15 protein-coding genes and 1 pseudogene are annotated in these 23,638 nt (G+C 40.3%); 9 read left to right on the plus strand and 7 right to left on the minus strand.

Annotation, left to right across the window (positions count from 1 at the left end):
- Positions 1–424 precede the first annotated feature (424 nt).
- The 5 genes from B0X70_RS03060 (at position 425) to deoD (ending at position 6,416) form a co-directional block, all read left to right on the plus strand.
- Positions 425–1,690, plus strand: coding sequence for a NupC/NupG family nucleoside CNT transporter (locus B0X70_RS03060; RefSeq protein ID WP_217471662.1), 1,266 nt, complete (start codon positions 425–427; stop codon positions 1,688–1,690).
- Between the two features lie 460 nt (positions 1,691–2,150).
- Positions 2,151–2,930, plus strand: a complete 780-nt coding sequence (gene deoC / locus B0X70_RS03065) for a deoxyribose-phosphate aldolase (RefSeq protein WP_217470856.1) — start codon at positions 2,151–2,153, stop codon at positions 2,928–2,930.
- Positions 2,931–3,003: 73 nt separating this feature from the next.
- Positions 3,004–4,326 (plus strand): thymidine phosphorylase, encoded by a 1,323-nt coding sequence (gene deoA / locus B0X70_RS03070; RefSeq protein ID WP_036811773.1) that lies wholly within the window; start codon positions 3,004–3,006, stop codon positions 4,324–4,326.
- A 71-nt stretch (positions 4,327–4,397) separates the two neighbouring features.
- Positions 4,398–5,621: a phosphopentomutase gene (gene deoB, locus B0X70_RS03075; RefSeq protein WP_217470857.1), complete on the plus strand. Its 1,224-nt coding sequence runs from the start codon at positions 4,398–4,400 to the stop codon at positions 5,619–5,621.
- Positions 5,622–5,699: 78 nt separating this feature from the next.
- Positions 5,700–6,416, plus strand: a complete 717-nt coding sequence (gene deoD, locus B0X70_RS03080) for a purine-nucleoside phosphorylase (protein WP_036811781.1) — start codon at positions 5,700–5,702, stop codon at positions 6,414–6,416.
- A gap of 90 nt (positions 6,417–6,506) precedes the next feature.
- Here deoD and B0X70_RS03085 read toward each other — a convergent pair whose 3' ends face one another.
- Both B0X70_RS03085 and B0X70_RS03090 read right to left on the minus strand, forming a co-directional pair.
- Positions 6,507–7,661 carry a trans-sulfuration enzyme family protein gene (locus B0X70_RS03085; protein ID WP_217470858.1) on the minus strand — a complete coding sequence of 385 codons (1,155 nt, stop codon included), beginning with the start codon at positions 7,659–7,661 and terminating at the stop codon, positions 6,507–6,509.
- Positions 7,662–7,679: 18 nt separating this feature from the next.
- Positions 7,680–9,047 carry a pyridoxal-phosphate dependent enzyme gene (locus tag B0X70_RS03090; protein ID WP_217470859.1) on the minus strand — a complete coding sequence of 456 codons (1,368 nt, stop codon included), beginning with the start codon at positions 9,045–9,047 and terminating at the stop codon, positions 7,680–7,682.
- Between the two features lie 463 nt (positions 9,048–9,510).
- Between B0X70_RS03090 and B0X70_RS03095 the strand changes: the two genes are divergently transcribed.
- Together B0X70_RS03095 and B0X70_RS03100 are read left to right on the plus strand one after the other, a co-directional pair.
- Positions 9,511–13,998: a hypothetical protein gene (locus B0X70_RS03095; RefSeq protein ID WP_217470860.1), complete on the plus strand. Its 4,488-nt coding sequence runs from the start codon at positions 9,511–9,513 to the stop codon at positions 13,996–13,998.
- A 2-nt stretch (positions 13,999–14,000) separates the two neighbouring features.
- Positions 14,001–16,046 (plus strand): hypothetical protein, encoded by a 2,046-nt coding sequence (locus B0X70_RS03100; protein ID WP_217470861.1) that lies wholly within the window; start codon positions 14,001–14,003, stop codon positions 16,044–16,046.
- A 95-nt stretch (positions 16,047–16,141) separates the two neighbouring features.
- Here the strand turns inward: B0X70_RS03100 and B0X70_RS03105 are convergent, their stop codons facing one another.
- The 3 genes from B0X70_RS03105 to B0X70_RS03115 form a co-directional block, all read right to left on the minus strand.
- Positions 16,142–16,561 (minus strand): type II toxin-antitoxin system VapC family toxin, encoded by a 420-nt coding sequence (locus B0X70_RS03105; protein ID WP_217470862.1) that lies wholly within the window; start codon positions 16,559–16,561, stop codon positions 16,142–16,144.
- Complete coding sequence (locus B0X70_RS03110; protein ID WP_040150445.1) at positions 16,558–16,812, minus strand: FitA-like ribbon-helix-helix domain-containing protein; 255 nt, start codon at positions 16,810–16,812, stop codon at positions 16,558–16,560. Before B0X70_RS03110 ends, B0X70_RS03105 begins: the two co-directional genes overlap by 4 nt.
- A gap of 1,465 nt (positions 16,813–18,277) precedes the next feature.
- Positions 18,278–19,291 carry an IS630-like element ISPlu10 family transposase gene (locus tag B0X70_RS03115; protein ID WP_217470863.1) on the minus strand — a complete coding sequence of 338 codons (1,014 nt, stop codon included), beginning with the start codon at positions 19,289–19,291 and terminating at the stop codon, positions 18,278–18,280.
- A 491-nt stretch (positions 19,292–19,782) separates the two neighbouring features.
- On the opposite strand from B0X70_RS03115, the gene B0X70_RS03120 reads away from it, so the two are divergent.
- Both B0X70_RS03120 and B0X70_RS03125 read left to right on the plus strand, forming a co-directional pair.
- Positions 19,783–20,247, plus strand: coding sequence for an avidin/streptavidin family protein (locus B0X70_RS03120; protein WP_052105826.1), 465 nt, complete (start codon positions 19,783–19,785; stop codon positions 20,245–20,247).
- Between the two features lie 110 nt (positions 20,248–20,357).
- Entirely contained in the window at positions 20,358–20,549 is a 192-nt protein-coding gene (locus tag B0X70_RS03125) for a hypothetical protein (protein WP_217470864.1), read from the plus strand.
- A gap of 428 nt (positions 20,550–20,977) precedes the next feature.
- On the opposite strand, the gene B0X70_RS03130 is transcribed toward B0X70_RS03125, so the two are convergent.
- Together B0X70_RS03130 and B0X70_RS26080 are read right to left on the minus strand one after the other, a co-directional pair.
- Positions 20,978–21,355 carry a DUF6911 family protein gene (locus tag B0X70_RS03130; protein WP_217470865.1) on the minus strand — a complete coding sequence of 126 codons (378 nt, stop codon included), beginning with the start codon at positions 21,353–21,355 and terminating at the stop codon, positions 20,978–20,980.
- Positions 21,355–23,619 (minus strand): annotated as a pseudogene (locus B0X70_RS26080) (VENN motif pre-toxin domain-containing protein); the annotation flags it as partial. The pseudogene B0X70_RS26080 and the gene B0X70_RS03130, both read right to left, overlap by 1 nt.
- Between the last annotated feature and the right edge of the window lie 19 nt (positions 23,620–23,638).

A 23,638-nucleotide genomic window follows, 5' to 3' on the forward strand; every position in this document is an offset into this window, starting at 1 on the left:
TTGTTATCTCCATAGAAGAATCACTCGTAATTTAAATATGGGCTTCTTTTCTTAGATTTATCTTGAAACATTGCTGTGTCTGCTTATCTATAGATATGAATATATATGGCAGAGTTGTTGTCTGCGGCTCATAACGACTATCCTTTAATTGCGCTTACCTGATAATTATTCCTTAATTGTCGATTATTTTGCCATTCCGAGATTAGATTATTCATTGCAGATTATTTTTGTAATTTGTGTGATTTGCATCACATTTATCATTTTTTTATCGCTTTTTTCAGTAGATATTTGTGATGTCAATAGCTTGTTCATTCCGATGACTGAGTATAATCAGCGCCGACTCATCGTCAGTGAATGATTTACATTCAACTGGCATATTTAATTTATTATTAAGTGAACAGGGATTCTTCCAATGCAACTCCTTATGAGCCTGGTCGGGATGGCAGTGCTGATCTTGATCGCAGTACTCTTTTCCAGTAATTATCGTGCTATTAAACTTCGTACTGTCCTTGGCGCCTTTTTGATTCAGGTCGCTATCGGTGCTTTCGTACTTTATGTTCCCGCAGGTAAGAAGATATTAATAGGGATGTCTGAGGGAGTTTCCAGTGTTATCCAATATGGTCAGAAAGGAATGGATTTTATTTTTGGTGGATTAGTTTCCCCCAAAATGTTTGAACTGTTTGGTGGCGGGGGATTTGTTTTCGCCCTGCGTGTGCTGCCTATTATTGTTTTCTTCTCTTCATTGATCGCTGTGTTGTACTACATTGGCGTTATGCAGCTAGTTATCAAAATATTGGGCGGTGGTCTGCAAAAAATTCTCGGCACTTCACGTACAGAATCTTTGTCTGCGACAGCCAATATTTTCGTGGGCCAAACTGAGGCGCCGCTGGTTGTTCGCCCTTATATTGCTACTATGACTCAATCTGAACTGTTTGCGGTAATGTGTGGTGGTCTGGCATCCGTTGCGGGTTCGGTACTGGCGGGTTATGCATCAATGGGTGTTCCTTTGGAATATCTGATTGCGGCTTCCTTTATGGCGGCGCCAGGCGGCCTGTTGTTCGCTAAATTAATGGTGCCTGAAACTGAAAAAACATCTGATACCGTTGATGCAATGTCACTGGTTTCTGAAGAGGAACGTCCTGCTAACATTATTGATGCAGCCGCTTCTGGCGCCGCTTCTGGTATGCAATTGGCATTGAACGTCGGTGCAATGTTGTTGGCGTTTGTGGCCCTGATTGCATTGTTAAATGGTATTCTCGGTGGTATCGGTGGTTTGTTTAAATATCCACAACTTTCTCTTGAACTGATGTTGGGTTGGATTTGTGCGCCGATTGCTTACCTGATTGGTGTTCCGTGGAATGAAGCAACCGTTGCGGGTTCTTTCATCGGTCAAAAACTGGTTGTGAACGAATTTGTTGCCTTTATGAACTTCGGTGAATATTTGAAACCGGATGATGTGGTTGCGGCCGCTGGTTTGCAGGTGCTGTCAGATCACACCAAAGCAATTATTTCCTTCGCATTGTGTGGCTTCGCTAACCTTTCTTCCGTTGCTATCCTGCTAGGTGGTTTGGGCGGTATGGCGCCGAGCCGCCGCGGAGATGTTGCTCGTTTGGGAATGAAAGCCATTATAGCGGGCACATTATCCAACTTAATGAGTGCAACTATCGCAGGCTTTTTCCTGGCTCTGTAACGTTGTTGAAATAGGCAGGTGGGATAATCCCGCCTGCAATCTATTTTCCTACCGGTTTATCCTTAATTCGTGAGTTATATTTTTTGTCGTGTATTATTTGACGATAAGTAAGTTGGATTTGCCGGTAAATCCCATGATAAATATAGTCTTATGTGATAAAAATCACATTTGAAATTATTATCTTGCAAATTACATGTAGTTAGTGTGATTGTTAGCACAATTTTTTGAACGTTGAAATGTTCAAATATAAGATATGCCAAATTTCAAGGATCAAGGCGAGGCTCGCATTAAGGACCATAAGCCGAAGAGAGCATAGTGCGGTGAAAAGGAATTCAATCGTCGTGGTAGGCATACTATCGCGACATCTTTAGGGAACAAGTCCGCTCGCCAACAAACAATCGTTTAACAGAATGTGTGGTTCTAGCAGAAGCTGGCCGCGATAATAACGTTGGAGAGTTTTATGACCGATTTAACCGCAGCAGCGCAGCGTGCGCTGAGTTTGATGGATTTAACGACACTCAATGATAATGATACCGATGAAAAAGTGACGGCGCTTTGCCATCAGGCGAAAAGCCCGGTGGGTAATACCGCGGCTATCTGTATTTATCCTCGTTTTATTCCTTTGGCGCGTAAGGTATTACGTGAACAGGGCACACCTGAAATCCGCATTGCAACAGTGACAAACTTCCCACACGGCAATGACGATATTGATATCGCTTTAGCCGAAACCCAAGCGGCTATCGCTTATGGCGCTGATGAAGTCGATGTGGTTTTTCCATACCGTGCATTGATGGCCGGTAATGAACAAGTCGGTTTTGACATGGTAAAAGCGTGTAAAGCCGCCTGCGCAGAAGCGGGGGTGTTGCTAAAAGTCATTATTGAAACCGGTGAACTAAAAGAGGAATCCCTGATCCGTAAGGCGTCTGAAATTTCAATCAACGCGGGTGCGGATTTTATCAAAACCTCTACGGGGAAAGTGCCGGTTAACGCCACTCTGGCAAGTGCTGAAATCATGATGAAGGTGATTCATGAGATGGGCGTGGGTGAAACAGTTGGTTTCAAACCGGCTGGTGGCGTGCGTACCGCGGAAGAGGCTGCACAATATCTGGCATTAGCTGATCATATTATGGGTGGCAAATGGGCTGATGCCCGTCATTTCCGGTTTGGGGCTTCCAGCTTGTTGGGCAGTTTGCTAACCACTCTGGGGCATCAGAATCAAGAGCAAAGCAGTAATTACTGAGAATCGTATACTGCATCGGTTGGTGCGTAACCACTGAGTTTTTCCCGATTTTAATCATGATTAGGAGAATGCTTTGTTTCTGGCACAGGAAATTATCCGTAAAAAACGTGATGGATATCCACTGAGCGAAGAAGAGATCCGCTTCTTCATCAATGGCGTGCGTGACAATACCGTTTCCGAAGGACAAATTGCCGCGCTGGCGATGGTTATCCACTTTCAGGATATGGTGATGGAAGAACGTGTCGCCCTGACGTTGGCTATGCGTGACTCCGGTACCGTGTTGAACTGGCAAAGCCTGAATCTGAACGGCCCGATTGTGGATAAACATTCGACCGGCGGTGTTGGTGATGTGACCTCCCTGATGCTTGGCCCGATGGTGGCGGCCTGCGGTGGTTATGTTCCGATGATTTCCGGTCGTGGTTTAGGCCATACCGGGGGAACGCTGGACAAACTGGAAGCGATTCCGGGGTTTGATATTTTTCCTGATGAGCGGCGTTTTCGTGACATTATTCAGGATGTTGGCGTGGCGATTATCGGCCAGACTAATTCATTGGCGCCGGCAGACAAACGCTTCTATACAACTCGCGATATTACCGCGACGGTGGATTCTATTCCCTTGATCACCGCCTCTATCCTTGGCAAAAAACTGGCTGAGGGGCTGGACGCACTGGTAATGGATGTCAAAGTTGGCTCTGGTGCGTTTATGTCAACGTATGAAGCGTCACAGCAACTGGCGGAATCAATTGTTAGCGTGGCTAACGGCGCGGGTTGTAAAACGACCGCGCTGTTGACGGATATGAATCAGGTTCTGGCATCCAGCGCGGGTAATGCGCTTGAAGTTCGTGAAGCTGTTCGATTTCTAACGGGGGAAAATCGCAATCCACGTTTACTTGAAGTGACAATGGCGCTAGGTGTTGAAATGTTGGTATCCGGTCATTTGGCAACAGGCCGTGAAGACGCTCGCAATAAACTCCAGTCTGTCTTAGATAACGGCAAAGCAGTCGAAATCTTTGGTCGCATGGTCGCTGCACAACAAGGCCCGACCGATTTCGTCGAGCGTTATGACAGCTACTTGCCAACTGCTGTTTTCAGCAAACCCGTATTGGCTGAACAGCATGGATTTATTACGTATATGGATACCCGTGCTCTAGGGATGTCTGTAGTTTCCCTTGGTGGAGGGCGCCGTAAGGCCGCAGATCCCATTAATTACAGCGTGGGGCTGAGTAATATCGTTGCTCTGGGTTCAGAAGTTAATAGTGGTACACCCTTAGCTATTATTCATGCCAACAATGAGAATGAGTGGCAGGAAGCGGCGGAGGCAGTACGTAAAGCTATCGTTCTGGGTACAGAAGCCAAACCAGCCACACCGATGGTTTATCGCCAAATTGGCGAATAATAACCATACTTATTATTAGATAATGGTGGCATTTTCGCATTTTTAGTGTGATTTGACGCAGGAGAAAATTTATGAAACGAACATTCATCATGGTATTGGATTCTTTTGGCATTGGCGCCAGTGAAGATGCCGAAAAATTTGGTGATAAAGGATCTAACACTTTGGGGCACATCGCGGAAGCGTGCGCCCGTGGTGATGCTGATGTCGGTCGCAAAGGGCCTCTGTATTTGCCGAACTTAAGCCGTTTAGGTTTGGGTAAGGCGACTGAGGAGTCCTGTGGAACTTTCCCTGTAGGTTTGGATAAAGACGCGGACATTATTGGCGCTTACGCTTACGCCAGTGAACTCTCTTCCGGTAAAGATACACCGTCAGGTCACTGGGAAATTGCCGGAGTCCCGGTGCTGTTTGACTGGGGTTACTTCAAAGATGAAGAGAACAGCTTTCCGCAGGCATTGTTGGATAAACTGGTAGAACGCGCAAATCTGCCCGGTTATCTCGGTAACTGCCACTCTTCTGGTACGGTTATTCTGGATAAACTGGGTGAAGAGCATATGAAAACGGGTAAACCGATTTTCTATACCTCTGCTGACTCGGTATTCCAGATTGCTTGTCACGAAGAGACTTTCGGTTTAGATCGCCTGTACGAACTGTGCGAAATCGCCCGTGAAGAGTTGACTGATGGTGATTACAATATTGGTCGGGTGATTGCGCGTCCATTTGTTGGAGACAAGGCGGGTAACTTCCAGCGTACCGGTAATCGTCATGACTTAGCTGTAGAGCCGCCTGCTCCTACCATGCTGAAAAAATTGGTCGATGAGAAAAATGGCGAAGTTGTTTCTATCGGTAAAATTGCCGACATCTATGCGAATGTCGGCATTACACAAAAAGTAAAAGCGACCGGCATCGATGCACTATTTGACGCGACGCTGGTGGAAATGGAAAAAGCGGGTGACAACACCATCGTATTTACTAACTTTGTCGATTTCGACTCTTCTTATGGTCATCGTCGTGATGTTCCGGGTTATGCGGCGGCCTTGGAACTGTTTGACCGTCGTCTGCCTGAAATGCTGAAACTGGTGAAAGATGATGACATTTTAATCCTGACTGCCGACCACGGTTGTGATCCAACGTGGGCTGGTACTGATCATACTCGTGAGCACATTCCGGTGCTGATTTATGGACCAAAAGTACAACCCGGTTCATTAGGGCATCGTGAAACTTTTGCTGATATTGGACAGACAGTTTCTGAATACTTTGAACTGTCGCCAATGGAATATGGCAAATCAATGCTCTGAACCTACTTACTGGCTGCTTTTGGGCAGCCATGTATGACTACTAAAATAACCATTAAATAAAAAAATAAGGAATTTGATATGGCCACGCCTCATATTAATGCTGAGATGGGTGATTTTGCAGACGTTGTTCTGATGCCTGGCGATCCATTACGTGCGAAATATATTGCTGAAACTTTTCTGGAAAATGTACGGCAGGTAAACGACGTACGCGGCATGTTGGGGTTTACCGGTACTTATAAAGGCCGCCCGATTTCTGTGATGGGGCATGGTATGGGTATCCCATCCTGCTCTATCTATGCGAAAGAACTGATCACCGATTTCGGCGCTAAAGTTCTTATCCGTGTCGGTTCCTGTGGTTCGGTACGTCAAGATGTTCAATTGCGTGACGTAATTATTGGCATGGGGGCATGTACTGATTCCAAAGTTAACCGTATACGTTTTAAAGATCACGATTTTGCGGCAATTGCTGATTTCGATCTGGTCCGTAACGCGGTTGATGCGGCTAAAGCAAAAAACATCAATGTGCGTGTAGGCAACATCTTCTCAGTGGAGCTGTTCTATACACCTGATCCACAACTGTTTGATGTAATGGAACAATATGGCATTCTGGGCGTAGAAATGGAAGCCGCGGGTTTTTACGGTGTTGCGGCTGAATATGGCGCAAAAGCGCTGACTATCTGTACCGTTTCTGACCACATCCGTACTCATGAAAAACTGACCGCCGAGGAACGCCAGACAACTTTCAATGAAATGATTGAAATCGCCCTGGAGTCTGTTCTGTTGGGTGATAAATAATCCGGTTCTACATTTGCTTTTGATTGCATAAAAAGAGCCGCTTTTTATTTAAATGCCAGCCAGTTGAAAAAATTGGCTGGCATTGCTCTTTTATTGAGCGGCTTTTTCCAACGCCTGAGCTAAATCGGCGATGAGATCCTCGGCATCCTCTATACCTACAGAAATACGTATCAACTGTGGTGTAATCCCGGAAGCAAGGCGTTTTTCTAATGGAATAGACGCGTGGGTCATACTAAATGGTTGGCCGATCAGACTCTCCACCCCGCCCAGACTTTCTGCCAGGGTAAATAGCTTTAGCTCTTGAATTAACCGGCGGGCATAATCATCATCACCTTTTAAGTGAACAGAAATCATACCGCCAAAACCCTTCATTTGACGTTTCGCCAGTTCATGCTGTGGATGGGAAACGAGGCCGGGATAGAAGACGGTTTCGATCTGAGGCTGTTGTTCCAGCCAGTGTGCGATCTTTGATGCGCTGTCGATGTGGCGCTGCATACGCAGCGCGAGTGTCCGTATTCCGCGCAATACCAGGAAACTACTAAATGGATCGAGCACGCCGCCGACAGAGTTTTGCAGGAAACCAAGTTTTTCTGCTAGCTCTGCATTTTCTCCGACGACAGCCAGCCCTGCGATCACATCAGAGTGACCGTTCAAATATTTAGTTGCGGAGTGCACAACGATATCGAATCCCAGATCAAGTGGGCGCTGGAGATACGGCGAGGCGAAAGTGTTATCCGCCACACTAATAATACCGTGCCGTTGCGCTATTTGTGCGATAGCCGCCAGATCAGCCAGTTTCAGCAACGGATTGGTGGGCGTCTCCACCCAAATCATTTTTGTGTCGGGACGAATGGCTGCTTCAAGGCCGGTAATATCATGGGCTTCCACGTAAGTGACACGCAAACCGGCAGTGCGGCTACGTACTTTTTCGAGTAGCCGATAGGTGCCGCCGTACAGATCATCGACGGCCACCACATGGCTATCCTTATCCAACAGTTCTAGCACTGTGGAACTGGCAGCCAGCCCTGAACTAAAAGCGTAGCCTCGGCTACCGTTTTCCAGTTCGGCTATCGCGCTTTCCAGAGCGTCACGTGTCGGATTGCCGCTGCGGGAATATTCATAACCCGTGTGCTGGCCGGGGGCGGATTGGGCGTAAGTCGAAGTTGCATAAATTGCCGGCATTATTGCGCCAGTGTGATCCGGTGTATAGCCAGCGTGAACAGTTTTGGTATCAAACTTGGTCATAAAATCATTCCTAAAAAATCAATTAAGTTGCTGACGCCATGCGTTCAGCACATCTGTGCGAGTTACCAGCCCAAGAAAGCAGCCATTATCGACGATCAGCGCCACATGTCCGGCGTCGAAAGTTGCCATCAATTGTTGCAAAGAAGCGCTTTTATCCAGCGTTTTCACCTGATGAGTCATAGCGTGGCTAACGGGCAGGCTAAAATTATGTGGATCAGCCTGAACGGTATGCATTAAATCCCACTCGTCGATAATACCGACCACTTGCTCCTCTTTCAGCACCGGTAATTGTGAAATTTCATATAAGCGCATGCGGGTATGAGCGGTTCTTAACGTATCTTCTGGCGATATAAAAACCGTAGCGCCATCCTGATAGCGATAAGTAATATAGTCGCTGAGATCGTGCTGCGGCGCACGAGATTGGAATCCCTGCTCCAGCATCCAATAATCGTTAAACATTTTTGACAGATACTTATTTCCACTGTCACATGCTAGCGTAACCACACGTTTGGGAGTGGTCTGCGCACGGCAGTAGCGCAGTGCGGCGGCGAGCAAAGTACCGCTGGAAGAGCCTGCCAGCACACCTTCCTTTAATAACAGATCACGGGCACTGGAAAAAGCTTCTGCATCACTGACACGGTATGCGTGGCGTACGCGACTAAAATCGCCCAGAGGAGGGATAAAATCCTCGCCGATGCCTTCTACCTGCCAGCTTCCGGCTTCACCATATTTACCGTGTTCGATATAGTCCACCAGAATAGAACCATTTGGATCGGCCAGAACAAACTCAGTTTCCGGCGAAACTTGAGCGAAATAGTGACTCAAGCCGCCAAGCGTACCGCCGGACCCGACACCGATCACCACTGCATCGACATTGTGGTCCATTTGCTGCCAGATTTCCGGTCCGGTAGTGGTCGTGTGCGCTGCTGAGTTAGCTGGATTGTTGAACTGATCGATATAAAAAGCACCGGGGATCTCTCGCGCCAGACGTAGGGCGTAATCTTGATAATACTCTGGATGACCTTTGCTGACATCAGAACGGGTAAGACGTACATCGGTGCCCAGTGCACGCAGATGAAACACCTTCTCCCGGCTCATCTTATCTGGAACAACCAGAATCAATTTATAGCCTTTCAGGGCGGCGACCAGTGCCAACCCGATGCCGGTATTGCCGGCGGTAGCTTCGATAATCGTACCACCAGGTTGAAGTAACCCTTGTCTTTCCGCCTGCTCGATCATGGAAAGAGCGACGCGATCTTTAATAGAGCCACCGGGATTTTGATTCTCCAGCTTAATAAATAATTGACACGGACCGGTATTCAGATGCGTTAACTCCAGCAATGGGGTATTGCCAATCATATCGAGAACAGAGCGTGATGTGGTCATATCATATCCAGATAATCCGTTGTATTCAGATAGTTATGGAGGATAACTCTGTATATGTATTTGTTTGAAAGAATGAATAGCAACCATATATAGCCAAAAGGAATATATTAGTTTTATTTTAGATGTTAAGAAGTATAGACGTTTAGATTTCCCGATTTATTAAAGAGTGAGGTAAATAAAATCATTTAATTTACAGTCAGGAGCTAATCAGAATAAAAACGATGATTTTTATCAGCAAATTATACTTCGATAACTTAGTTATTAATCTAAGAAGTATTCAGGTTTTAAAAATATTCCATAAATAAGATGATAGCTATTTTCATCTTATTTACTTTTAGACTCTGTTATGATTTTAAAATAACATCCTCCTGTTTTCTTCTGTCCTCTGTATTTACTCTGGAAAATCATATGCATTTTGTGTAGAGTTTGATCGTGCAAAAATAAAACAGAAGAGACTTCATGAATGAGGTGGTCTGAAACCTTAAAAGAAAAACTTTTTGATATTGCGTATGAGAAATTGGAATTATTTAAAAGATTAGATGGTGTTATTGATGAACATGCTGAGATCTTGGAGGATATCAGACAAGATCTTAAACATGATGAGGCGACAGCTATTGCAATTATGTTTGAGCTTGCAAAGATGGGATTCCTATATCAAAGAAGTAGAGATAAGGCACGCAAAGTCGCTTTGCCGATGAAAGACAAAACAGCTTCTAAAGACGATTTTACATTATGTGTATCTTATAAAACGTTAACAAAGAGAGATAAAGAGGCGTTTTTAGAAGCTAATCAACTTTTTGGAGCGGGATGGTTGGTAAATGATGTTGTTGCTCACTTTTCGCAGCAATTAAATCGATCGAAAAGAAACATTATACAAGAATTGTATCGCCAAAAATTGATTATTCTCTTAGATGGGGAATATCAGCCATATGGCATGGTTCATCAGTTAGAACAATCTAGCCTTGCTAATTATTTAGCGAATAAGAGAGCGCCACAGCATCTTAAAGATGACATTAATGTACTGAGATCTCAATTATCTGAGTTGTATAACGTATATCAAAATAATCACCCAACACTGGTATTTTCAAATGACGGAACGGGTTTTGGTAAGAGCTATGGAGTACTTAATCGTTACATTGAATCGGTTACTGTTAATGCGAAAGACAGTGATTTTACCAATTTTTTATTTGTTACTCCCCAGAAATCACAGATTGATTTTGACAAGAAACTGATTAAAAAGGCGAAGAAAAAAGGCATTGAGTTTCTTGGTCTTTACAGCCAGGAAGATCTGAGAGACTTGAACTTTGTAAACTGGGTTGAAGATTGCAATGGAGAAATTATTGAGAATAAAAAACGTTATTTAACATGGGAAAAAAGAGCGAAAAACTCACCGCTAGCATCGAAAGCCAATAATTTAGCTGTTATTGTTAAAACGATAGAGAATATTGAAAAGCAAATTCTAATACAAAAACAGCAAGGTGATGACGCTGATCTTATTCAGGATCATGAAGATCAGCTTAAAAAGTGTAAATCTAATTTAACGAGGGTGCTTGATGAGTTATCTGAGGCTGCTTTAAACCGACAAGAGTCGGCCATTAATCTACCTGCTATTATGGGAGCAGAGAATAAGATTGAACTGTTGCGTAAAGAAATTATCTTTCATTGTATACCAATGGCGGCAGCGATGGTTTCGCCTTGTATTCTGCTGGCGACGACTAGCAAATTTGACAGGCCGATTAAAATGCCACGGATAAATAAGCTAGGTAAATATATTGTAAAATCGATACCTTTTGATTACTTAATTGGTGGGAAAAAGAAACTGACGGACAATACATTAAGTGCTTTTTTAGAATCTCCTGTTGCAGAACAGATTGAATATTTAAAGACAGAGTTTTTTAAGATCGACGACGAAAACTATTTTAGAAAACACAATATCAGTTTTACATTAGTGATTGATGAAGAACATGAGGCTTACCGAATTTTCTCAAATTCGCGTAGTGTGAATTTAATTGATGATAAAGTACAACTTGTTCATGTTTTTGCGGTAACTTACCGTCTATTACAACAAGTGAAAGATATTGATGTTACTAAGATGTCATATTTACCTTTTCTCTCTGAGAAAAATGAATTTATTCATGATATCAAGGCGTATTTGGAAAAAAATTGCGAGCTATCTTTAGAAGGCACTATTGAACAAAACTTGGAGTCTTTACTTAAACTTTTTTCTGGTAATATCGATTTTGTTCAAATTAAGGGTGATGATATTGAACAAGTCATTAATATTACCAGAAATGTATTTAGTTTTTCTCCTAAACGTTTTTTTAATGAAGAATCACTAAAGAAAGTGAAAATTGAATTTGTGCATAGAGGAAGTGGTTGTCAACTATATTATTCTACGGATAATCGAGATAAAAATCCTTCTCTTCACGATACTTATCAACTTGCGATGGTAGTACTGGCTGCTGCTGCGAAGATTTCCAGTCGTTCACAATTTGCGAAATCACTTAAACAGGCGGGGGATAGTAGTCAAAACTTTTTGATGTATAAATTTATACAGAAAGCAGGAAAAATCAGGAATGAACTGAAACAAATGTTCGAACATCCTGCGTCGGAAGAAATGTTGATTTCTCACTTTTATACATATTTTCAGTCTAAAACCGTATTTACCATAGAGCGGATGAAAGAATTAGAGTTTCAAGACGAAACATTAAGTCATCTCACGTATATAAATTTTACTCTTGATCTTATTAAAGAGCAGCCCGAAGTGGCTTTGCTCCGTAGTCTCTATAACACAAGAAACAGCGTAATTTGTCTCAGTGCGACGACAGGTTTTGCTGAAACTTATTCAGGGCAATATAATCGTAATTTCTTGCGACGATTTTGCGCGGGTAAACCAAATAACTTAGCTATTCAAATCATTGAGCGAAGTGGTACTGATATTGCGTTATTGGCTTCTCTGCGGGATAAACGAGCGGAACTGAGAACTATCGACTTTGGTGTATTTAATTCAGATCTTCCTTTATTTGATTTTTGCAAGGATTTTGATGAGAGTTTTAAAATAAAATTTAATTTTCTTAGGGACGAACTTTATGGTTTGGATAAAAATTTTAAAAAGAGTTTAAATAACTATCAAAAAATAGAATTTGAACGTCAGCTTTGTTCTATGCTCCTTGCTGCTTATCAAGGCAAGCATACGATGAGTTTGGCATTGAGTAACCGCTTTCAGCGCAAATTGAAAAAATATTTTTCCAGAACAGAAGTAAAAATTAAGAATATCAAAAAAGTGCATAATTCATGGAAAATATTTGAGTATTTACCTTTTGCAAATAAACCTAAGATACGTGTGATTTTATTTGATGCGGAATTACGTAAAGAGTGTAATATTAGAGACTTCATCCATATAAAGGATAAAAATACGAAAATTGTATTACTCTCCTCTTATAAAAGTGCCGGTACAGGGTTAAATTATTTTCTTACTTATCCAGAAGAAGGTGGGGATTTATTTGAGGAAGATTTTGAGCGTTTAGTATTAACGAGTACGCCATTCTGGAGTGCAATCATTAAGGATGAAAAAACAAATGATAGGACACTCCACTCATTACAAAACTATCTGCTGTTAATGAAACAATGTTCTGATTCAGATGAGGAAAAATTTCTAAAGGATTTTGATATCAATTTATCAAGTGGTGAAGATTACCAGTTCTTAATGCGTGAACATAGGATCTCTAAACTAAAAGATTTAATGCAAGCTATTGGTCGTGTTGAGCGTAAAGATACGAAGATAAATACAGAGATATTTATTCCAGATAGTGCTGTAGAGGATGGAATAGTTCTGTTTAATCAATTTACTCGAATTAAAAGAAATCGTCCGATATTAGAGAGTATGTCTTTATTAAATCATCATTTTATGCGGCTATGCGAAAAAGAAAGAATGATGTGTAGTTTTAAATCATGTGAAGAGAGAGAATTATTTGAGGAAAAAATAGCTAGAAATTCGGCTTTACTTAAAGAGTTTTTTGAAGATTTTGTTCCAGAGGTGCTCTCCGTTGCAAGGAAAGATAATGCCGAAGCGATTATATTCAATGAACATCTTAGATCTATTGAAAGTTTGATATCGCCATCAAGTTATGTAAAAAAACTGAAATCAAATCCCCATGTCAAAAAATACCAGGCAATGATGGAGGCGGTTGATGCATTATATATTGATATATCTACTACTCCACAGTTGAAGTTAAGTATTAAAAATCTTGAAGATGGGATAGTAACGTTAACGGATATTGAACATGGTTATTCAATATATCATCCTAAAGAATGGATATTTTCAGGTATTGGTAATCGAGTTGATGGTAGAAAAGATGAACATGTCACACATCTTTTAAAAGAAATTGCAATTCTAAGCAAGAATGTGTTTAAAGATTGCATTCCACATCCTTTTTTCATTCCATTGCTCAAAGGGAATATTGGTGAATATTTATTTACCCTACTTTTAGATAGACAACATAATTGTCAGCCAATAGATCCTAAATTATTGAGTGAAAAAATAGGAAAAAAAGCTTATGAATTGTTTGATTTTTATATTGAGGCGGATAAACATTTAATTTGTGTTGATACAAAGAATTGGTCATCTACTTTAGATAAAAGATACCAATCATTAAAAACGCATAATAATGCTCAAGGAAAAGCTGAAACTATTTTAAGTTATATTGATAATAAATATGAATCAGTTAAGTTCGTATATTTAAATACTCGCATGGAAAATAATCCATTAAATCTTGAGCAAGAAATATCTCCGGATAGTAAAATTTATTATCTTAACTTATTTAAAGAGTACTTTGGGTATGAAAATAAAAAGCAAGATTATGACCAAGATTTTCGTATAGGTCCAGGAAGTAAGTTAGTTAAAGAAGTTCGTATTAATAAACAAATTTTAAATTTATTACAAGGTGATTGATAATGATAAAGTTAGCTGATATTGCTAAAGATTGTTCTGACGTTTCTCCTGTAGCTAAAACTAACATTTTAGACATTGACGGGAGTATTTCTGGTAATATAGAGAAGCTATTTGAAGTAGATGATGGTAGTGGATTATATATTACTCATGGTCAAAAGAGCTTTGTTAAAGAAAAGGGAGAAAGAGACAAAGACTTCTATGCTAAAGTAGATAAGGAAATACAAAAAATCATAAGGAAAAAACTAAATTTAAATCCATCAGAAAAAGTGTTTTACGATAGTTTTTGGAGTAGTAAAGCAGTTCACTTTTTTTATCTTTCCGACCAGGAATATGACATAAAAGGGTTTATTGATAAATTTGAAGAAAATAACAAATTTTTATGCAATGTTTTTTCTGCGATTGTGGGATTGCATATTAAAAGAATTTTTCTAAAAGAGCTTGAAGAGAATTATGAAATAGAGCCTGAATTTTATAATTCACGAATTTATTTATCAGCAGAAAAGCGTGGTAATATAATTGATTCTTTTTATCCGCGTTTTCATTTCTTTATTCAAAAGGAGTTAGTCGTAAATTTACATAGAAAGGCTTTTAGAATTGAAAAAAAAGTGGATTCATACAATGTGGGTTCATACAACACAGAAGAAATTCAATTGTTATTTAGAACTAAAGAAAATAATTTTCAGGTCATAGATAACATCAATACCAATGAACACTCTAAGAAAAAATTCATGCGATTCATGAAAGGATATCGAAATAGTAAAAATTATGTTCAAAACTTGATTATACAAAAAATAAAAGAACTACTAAATCATGCTGAGATCTCTTTTAGTGAAAGATACTTTAAAGCTGATTATGTCCTTCATGACTTTATCACGGTTAATAAAAATTTATTACACCCTCTGGTATTAATAGATGCCAGAATTACAAAGCATTCTGCTGATAATAAATCAAAAATGTTCTTGGAAAAAGAGATTAAGGAAGTATTTGAACTACAAGAATTAACTGATTCTCCTGTTCAAGATTTTAATTTATTGGATAAAAATAAAAACTATTTGGTTCTTAATTCATTGGATGATGGAGCTAAAACCAGTATATTGGTCAAAGGTGAAATTAAAAACACGACATGGGATGCATTTAAGCATATTGGAGAAAAGGAAATAGAAGATGCTGAATTGGATTACTATTCGAAATTGAAACGCTATAGGTTTGAAGCGCAAGGTGAAACAGTTATTCAGGGTATAGATTTAGATAATAATATTGTGGAAAACGATAAGGAGACTGGCCTGGAAAAACTAAGCAATAAAATACGTACAAAGATACAAAAGATCAAGAGTGAACTTTGGCTAAAAGAGAGAATTTTTAAAGAGAAAAAAATTGAAAATATTGACCTTCCAGATTTAAAGATAACTCTTGTGTATATTAGGATTCCAGAAGAATATAAGAAAAATAAGGAAATATTGGCTTCAATAGTTGATGTTAATATTCATAATAAAACGATTTTCATCAATGGACATTCACTTGTAAAGAGTCATACGGCCCTTAAGGAAAAATGCGAATTTATGAAGAAAATATCAAGTCTTTATAATGATTCTTTTTATTTGATTGATAATGTTGAAGAAGTTATTCTTAGTCGATATCACTCAGATAGAATTCCTAGAATCGTCGGTAATCAGAAAATAGATAATATTGAATATGCTTTGGAAGATGAAAATTTAGTAAATAGAGTATGTAATCCGATTGAAACAGTTTTGCCCTATTACTTAGCGCCTAAACAGAATAGTCAGTATGAACATATTTATTTTCAACCGAGGGGAGATGACTTATTGTATTTTGTATCACCCTGTAATTCACCTCGTCAAACGATTGCAAAAGAGAACTTAATTTACAATATTTTGACTATGGATAAAGAGGGCAAACAGATAAATGCTATGGAACAAAATATCACATCTATTTTCCTACGTTCTTTTACCAACGATATATTAAGGTTAAGGGAAGTTAGTAAAAGCTCTTTATTTGAGAAAATAGCTAAGATATACATTGAAAACTAAGTGGAAATTAAAAGATTTTCTCCGAAAAAGCGGAAGGATCACACCGGCGGCACCGAGGCTATGCTAAAAGTCACGGTGCCAAATAAAGTTGCCTGCTAATTCTCCCAGGGATTGATCACGTTCACACCAGCTGCCTCGAACGGGCTAACATCTCGTGTGGCAACTATCATGCCATTTGCGGCGGCAGTTGCAGCGATATATCCATCGGCCACGTTGATTGCCAAACCGGCGATCCGGGCTTTTGCCATAAGTTCACTATAAGATTGTGACGCTGACATGTCGAATGATAATACACGTCCGGTGAACAAGGGTAATACCTGCTTTTCCAGGTTCTCCTGCAATTTATCGCGGCGTTTCCCTATGGGCAGTGAAGCCAAACCAAAGCGCAGTTCGGCTACGGTTATTGCCGACAGATATAGGGTTTCAATCGGTTGTGCGTCTAGCCACTTAATGACACGTGATTCAGGAGCCTGACGCAGTGGTTCCGAAATCACGTTAGTATCCAGTATAATCATTCAAAATTCATCGGGTTAGCAGGAATTTTGTCACGTATTTGCTCAATGGCTGTAAACTCCTCATCGGTTAACTTGGATTGGCGGCCAATCTCAGCTAGCATCGATCCTAACTTGATCCGACCTTCGGCTTTTACGGATTCTTCCAGAATGGCGCGTACTTCGGCTTCAGCACTGCGGCCATGAATAGCAGCACGTACTCGTAAAGCACGGTGTACTTCATCAGGGATGTTCCTGACAGTCATCATTGCCATAATTCATCTCCTATATTTGCATACAATGCATTCAATATAATAAAATGAATACAGATTGGCAAGCAACCTCATAGATAAACGGGAGAGGGCCTTCGAGTTAAACGGAAACGTGTTTTATTCACATAGTTTATGAAGTTTTTCCTGTTTTCTGTGACTTTCATTTAATTAAGGAAAAAACATAATGAACTATTCTCAAAAGGATTTTTAACATCATCAGCTAATCTTTGAAAAACCTTAGTGTTTACATATCCCTGAACTGATTCAAAACATTTAACAGGATTAACCGGATTTTAAAAATGCTTTAAAAAATGGGTTTTGATCTTAATACCATCAGTTGATCTGTTACCTTCTATGGTTTTAAACCTGAAAAATAAAATACAGGAAAAGGAAAAACGAGAAAACTGAATGACAATTTAATGAAAACGGGGAGGGTAAATAGGGGCTATAAAACGTAAATACCATTCATTAAATCTTTTCTAGAGATCGTAAAATCCTTTTTATCGGTGATTAATCAGCTAAGGGGTAAAAAAACAGGTACTCTATTAATGCCAGATTTTTAAAAGGCATAGAGTGATTACGGCCATAACCATTTGAAAATACGAATGCGGATAGATTAGAGGTATTGTATAACATATTGATTTAAAGTGATAAATTCCACTTTTTGGCAGAATGGTTAATGACATTTAATCGAAATCCATTAACCATTAACGGAAAGTTAAAAAGAAATCAGCACGATAGGGAAAGTTTTTAATGAACTGAAAATTAGATGTTTTCTCCACCGTCATTTTAAGACTTAAGCTATAAAAATAATGCAATAAAAAAGAGATAAAACGGTTAATTTGGCAGGATTTAAGCTTTTTTAAAAAAGAGGGTTTATCCGAGAAAACATCAAGGGATATCTTTAATGTCGTCAGGCTATTTACTGGCTGATTTATAAAAACTACTCAGGATTACCAGTAAAATAGAGTCAGTGAAAATAAAATGCGGAAAAGGTAAAAAAACTGTTGAAATCTTATGTCGATTAAAACTGGAGATTAAAAAATGACTTTTAATAGTAGTTTAAAACCTGCCTATCATAAATCTTTTAGTGAAAAACAAGAAAAAAATTGTTTTGTTAATATTCATGGAAAAAAGTAAGGTAATCATATGAATAATTTAATCAGACAATCTATTTTCCCAAAGGAATGGATTTTAATAACGTTTTTAAATGGTATAAACTTTGCCATAAACCAGTTAAATAATCGATCATAAAAAAGTTCAAGTGAATGATTTAACAGAATACAAATCTGGTTAATTGCGGTGTTATTGTTTTTCATTTATTATGTAAAACTGTAAAATACGCTGAATTAAACGGCTTTACATTGTTTTAATCAGTCTAGCCTACGATTTGATTTAAACTATGCTGCTTTTTATGTCTTTAATGTGATCTAAATAACTTTTCATAATTATAATACACTCACTCTTTTTATTCTCTGCTATTCCTGTAGGGACATGAATTTAAAAACGTTTTCACTTTCTCAAGCAATTGCCACATATACTGACAGCCATGATTTCGTGTCACCGTTTCATGTAAGGATTGCCACAGACGCTCAATTTTATTCAGCCAGGGTGAATAAACAGGTAAAAACAACAGATTAAATTTAGGATGACAAGCCAGCCAATCTCTGACCCGTCGGCTTTTATGGATACTGTAATTATCCAAAATCAAAGTGAGGGTTTCAGCATGACAATACTGGCGTTCAAGTTCTTCCAATACATTGATAACTAACTGAGAATTCTTATTTAACCCGTCAGCATAAGTCACTTTTCCCGTTTGAACATTCAGGCAACCTGCAAAATAATGTTTTTGGTTTTTTCCTGGTGTCACTATACGTTTCTGTTGCCCTTTTAAATACCAGTCAGCCCCGATTTTTGGATTCAGCTCGATGTCGACTTCATCTTCATAAAAAACGGGATGTTTTTCTGAACACTTTGACAATGCCTCGGTAATTTTCGCCATTTTTTCAGGGTACTCGGGATCGGGTAATTTAAGCGTCGGGGCTGCCCTTCGCCACACGATACCCATTTTATGTAAGTAACGATAGAAGGTACTGATGGATAATTTTATGTTTAATAATTCATTGATTTTAATGATAAAAAACTCAAGACTCCAGCGAGAACGCAGGCAGCCCAATTGCTGGGGAGAAGATTGCAATAAAAAAGACAGTAAAGGATAAAGCGGGATTAAATTCCAGACAGCGGGTCTGCCCACAGGCAGGCTTTTGAGTCCTTCCAGACCATATAAAGTCAACCCGTTTATCCAGCGATAGACAGAAGAACGACTGGCGCAAAGGGTTTTGGCGACCAGAGAGACAGACTCGCCTCGATGCAGCATCAATATGGCCATGAGCCTGCGAGCATAATCTTTATCTCGGGTGTTCTGGATAATTTTTTTCATCTGGCGTCGTTCATTGCGGGGTATAGGTGCTATGATAGGCATAACTCAGTCCGTTTAGTGGTTTGGGATTATCTACAATTGATCAGATTGCAAAAATTGGACTGAGTTCCCTCCAAGTGTTCTACTATTTTGAAAAGTTATTTAGGATTAAAATCAATTAACGCACATTATATTCAAAAATATTAAAAAAATAAACTAAGGTAATAAATTCATAAAACTATTTTCAGATTAAAAAGAGTGCTTGGATTCACATAATAAGTGAAACATATTTAATCGCTAAAAAAATCAATGTTTCATTCCGACTATGGAAAAAATAATTTTCTAATTAAATAAAACCATTCCGCCATTATTTATATAATAAATTACTCTACATAATATATATTTATCAGCGTGTCATTAGATTATAAAACCATATATATCAGCAAATTAATTTTCTTCAACAAAACAACACGAAAGATAAAAGATATGAATTATACTTATAATTGTCATTAAGACACCAAAAAAAGTTCAATCATACTTAGTGGAGAGGACCTATGTTACTTGAAGAAATAATTAGAAAATCTGTCGCGACAAAGGGAATGATCGGCTTAGATAACATAGATAATAACAATGTGGACATATCAGGAAAATGGGCTAACGAACTTGGTTCTACAATAGAAATTATACAACCAAATAAAAGCGTATTTTTTACAGGTAAATATATTAGCGCTGTAAGCGCCGGAGGAGGTTCAACGACAGGAAGTATCACAGGGAACATATGTGGAAACCTCATTGTCTTTCTTGTGAATTGGGATGAATATGCTGCGATAACTTCATGGGTAGGTCAAATTGATATAAATTCACCTTTCATTGTAACAACGCAGCCAACAACGGCTAAAAATAGTTTTCCAGAAAAAATTACTACCTTATGGATGATGACCAGTAGACCTGATGATATTAAAGACCAATGGGCATCAATAAACTCAGGAACGGATACATTCCATAGAATAAACAAATAAAACTTAATCTCCCCGCCGCCGTGCGTTGAGGAATACCCAGAAAAAAATGGGGCAGGCATAACGTGATGTGATCTACTGATAGCTCAAATAATTTCAGCGAGATAACCGCTATGCCTGTTCGTCAAGCCACATCCATGTTGACCAGAGGGGCATCACTGACATCGGCTAGGAGCGGGCGATTTTTACCGGGGCGGACTCAGGTTAAAAACAAAATAAAACGTGTATATTGTCTGTTGGGGAGTGCGTCACTTCATAATGATATTCCCCTGATTTTTAACCGTATTATCTCGGTGTTAACCTGACAACTCTCCTTGGGCGTGATTGCCGTTGACTGGGGGGATATCCCTTGTTTGAAGTGTGTTTCATTACGAGCTTTATCAGCGTGGTAATGGTGAACTGATTGCCCGCGGTCAGATTAACATCTTGAGTGTCGCCACGTTACTGTCAATGTCCCGGTTTGTAGGGGCACGCTGTTACCGCTGAGCGTGGTGCTCTGTGCCTGACGTTCATGCACCTCATCGGAAGATTTGAGAGTAAGCCTTTACTGGTCTGTTTGCTGTGTTCTACTAGGTCTGATGAAGCGGTACCCACTTAAATGTGAGCAAACACTTGCTGTAATTCTTCATGCAGAACTCCCCCCTAAAGAATTTGAATTAATTTGATATTATCCTGCCGGATTAATGCTGGTGGTAAAAATAACCCTGGTTTTGGAATGGCCGGGGTTGGTTACTTAATTTAAAAGTTCTTTTGACACATTGCCTGTATCAAAAAACTCCTTGAATACTTTCACAACAAAATCGAAATCTTTTGTGAGCTGGCAAGCAGGCCAGTAATCGCCAAGTATATCTATTTTATCATTTGACTGAGTTGGATCCCAAAATGTGAATATTTCATCATTTTCATCTAGCATAGTAACTAAATAAATCCCATTATCCATCCTAACCTGAAGCTCTGATAATAAGTATCCTTCATTATCTAAATAATCAATAGTTACACAACCTGAGTTTATTTTCAGAGAATGTAATAAATTATTTACTCTCTCCCAAGAGGGGTATTTTTCACTCCCTCCATTTTGCAAAATAGACCAAGATAGTAATAAATTATCCATTAATCATTATCCTTCACACGGAAACCTTTCGTACCTTTTTCCCAATATAGTGTCCTTCCTGTTTTTTCCTCATGCAGTGTTAGTGATTTAAGACCTGATTTCTCTGCCATAGACTTGATATCACTGAGACAATATGTGCAAATTTTTTCGCCTCTAATTGACATTTCCATATTGCGCCCTTGAGTCATTCCTTGCTCATATGCTTGCTGGATAGTTCCAACTTCGGCATGAGCAGTTGCCATATTTCCATTCGGGTAATTTTTGTCTGGGCGCTTATCTATTTTCACCTGTACCATATCATTGATTAGTGTAGGACGACTTTGATCACCAAGATAGTAATCTGGTCGATTTCCCTGATTAGTATCAGTAAATTTTTTCCCGGTTTCTTTATCAGTTAACTCTGCTGTGACCTTAGGAATGGAGGTATGAGTTTTTTTATCTAAAACTCTACTACTTTCCTGAATTGTGAGTTTATCTGGTGAGACGATTCCTTCTGTCGGCTTGGTTATGGCTTTATTACCGGCAACACCTCCAAATATAGCTAGTGAACCCAGACTCATATTTGCTACGCCACTACCATATTTTCCGTCAATAACCTGCCCAATACCCGTACCAGCCTGATATGAACCTCCGGCAACAATGCTTCCCCGAATAAGTGTTCCTGGCGTGCTGGGTAATATCGTTAATGCATCCGTTCCGAGAGCAGCTTGCCCTGAATGTACGCTGTACGTTTTCAGATAGCTTAATGCTTCATTATAGGCTTTCGCATCTGCGGCAGCCGCAACAAATGCGCCCCCGTTAACTAAATTCTGAATTGCAGCCGCAGCTTCTTTTCCTGAAAAACCATATTCTGTCTGCAATTCATAGCTATATTGATTGAGCAAAACAGACAGCTCCTGTTTTCCTTTCTCATCTAATGTACCTTTGCGATATTTGTCTAACATCACATTACTGGCTTTGTCTTCATTGGTGAGTCTGACGATATTTTGTGAAGCTTCCAAGAGGTTTTTACCTGCCTTTTGGTCGTGAAGAGCTTTGATCAACGCATCATTCTTTTTGACAGTCAGGAAATTATTCTCCACAGCATTCTTCCCGGCCTGGGCACCGGTAACGGCGCTGCCGGTGGAGTCACCGGCAATTCCACCCGCTAGCCCTGCCGCCAGAGTGGAGAGGGTGCTGATGGCCTGTTTTTCCTCTTCACTTAAGTCGCTGACTTTAGCATTTTCGCCGTGAATATGCTTTATCAGTTCTCGTGCGGCCAGTTCACCGCCCGCCGCTCCTGCCGCGCCGCCGGCCAGTGCCTGACCAATATTCCCCCCTGCTAATCCCTGAATAGCTGCGGTAGCCGCCTGTAAAGCGGTGTGGTATTTCCCTCCGGTGCCAAGACCGGACTCATTCAATGCCTGGTTATAGGCGGTTTTGTAAATCTGGTCTTTAATTTGCTCAGGCGTAATGTTAGTTTTGCCGGCGTTTTCCAGTTTCTTTCGGGCCGCTTCTCTATTCGGGTTACTGATATTCTCCAGTTTGGCGTTGGCCGCTTTGGTGGCGATAATTGCTCCTTCGGTGCTGGCGATATCAATCACCTGCGCACTGATTTCGCCAATCAGTTGGGCCTGTCTCAGCCGTTGTTGCTCTTTCTCTTTGTCAAAGATAGGACTGAGAGCATTGTTGGCATGGTCGGTATCCCGGCTCAGGGTGGTGATATCCTGTTGCTGGCTGTCTTTATCCCGGATAATCAGGGTGCCGTCACTGACCGCGGCATGGGTGGTGCTTTGGGCGTGGCCTTCCCGGTTAGCGCCGCCCAGGGTATTGGCCGCCATATTACTGAGTAACATGCCGCCTACTGAGCCGCCAGTGCTGATACTCACGCTATGGTGTTCGGTTTTAAAATCCGCTTTGTTTTTGATGTCGTCAAAGCCCAGAGTGCCGGTATCGAGGGTGTTTTTGTCTTTGTCTGCGGTACTGGCAATGACCGCGCCGTCAAGCTGGGTGTGTTCACCTACTTTGACTTCATAGCCGCCTTTACCGGCGAATAGTCCGGTCTGCTCTTGTACGGAGTCAAAGTTGCTGTGGATTTTGTCGTGGCTGGCGCTGAGGTTGAATGAGCCGCCCGGTTGTGGACCGAAAGTGGTACTGTCGCTGGCACTGACATTCTGCTGCTTCATATCGTAGCGGTTACTGTCCTGCTCGCTGCTGAGTGTCAGGTGGCGTTTGACGTCAGCGGTAAGTTGTTCTCCACTAATTTGGGCGCTTTTGCCGGTGGTCTGTTCGGTGTTCTACTAA

Source organism: Photorhabdus akhurstii, assembly GCF_019090985.1.
Classification (GTDB): domain Bacteria; phylum Pseudomonadota; class Gammaproteobacteria; order Enterobacterales; family Enterobacteriaceae; genus Photorhabdus; species Photorhabdus akhurstii.

Bases quoted from the DNA above. Each gene is read 5' to 3' on its own strand.
- B0X70_RS03095 (WP_217470860.1), top strand. From the start codon at position 9,511: ATGAGGTGGTCTGAAACCTTAAAAGAAAAACTTTTTGATATTGCGTAT.
- B0X70_RS03120 (WP_052105826.1), top strand. From the start codon at position 19,783: ATGTTACTTGAAGAAATAATTAGAAAATCTGTCGCGACAAAGGGAATG.
- B0X70_RS03115 (WP_217470863.1), bottom strand. From the start codon at position 19,291: ATGCCTATCATAGCACCTATACCCCGCAATGAACGACGCCAGATGAAA.
- B0X70_RS03125 (WP_217470864.1), top strand. From the start codon at position 20,358: ATGCCTGTTCGTCAAGCCACATCCATGTTGACCAGAGGGGCATCACTG.
- B0X70_RS03060 (WP_217471662.1), top strand. From the start codon at position 425: ATGAGCCTGGTCGGGATGGCAGTGCTGATCTTGATCGCAGTACTCTTT.
- B0X70_RS03130 (WP_217470865.1), bottom strand. From the start codon at position 21,355: ATGGATAATTTATTACTATCTTGGTCTATTTTGCAAAATGGAGGGAGT.
- deoC (WP_217470856.1), top strand. From the start codon at position 2,151: ATGACCGATTTAACCGCAGCAGCGCAGCGTGCGCTGAGTTTGATGGAT.
- deoD (WP_036811781.1), top strand. From the start codon at position 5,700: ATGGCCACGCCTCATATTAATGCTGAGATGGGTGATTTTGCAGACGTT.
- deoB (WP_217470857.1), top strand. From the start codon at position 4,398: ATGAAACGAACATTCATCATGGTATTGGATTCTTTTGGCATTGGCGCC.
- B0X70_RS03110 (WP_040150445.1), bottom strand. From the start codon at position 16,812: ATGGCAATGATGACTGTCAGGAACATCCCTGATGAAGTACACCGTGCT.
- B0X70_RS03105 (WP_217470862.1), bottom strand. From the start codon at position 16,561: ATGATTATACTGGATACTAACGTGATTTCGGAACCACTGCGTCAGGCT.
- B0X70_RS03085 (WP_217470858.1), bottom strand. From the start codon at position 7,661: ATGACCAAGTTTGATACCAAAACTGTTCACGCTGGCTATACACCGGAT.
- B0X70_RS03090 (WP_217470859.1), bottom strand. From the start codon at position 9,047: ATGACCACATCACGCTCTGTTCTCGATATGATTGGCAATACCCCATTG.
- B0X70_RS03100 (WP_217470861.1), top strand. From the start codon at position 14,001: ATGATAAAGTTAGCTGATATTGCTAAAGATTGTTCTGACGTTTCTCCT.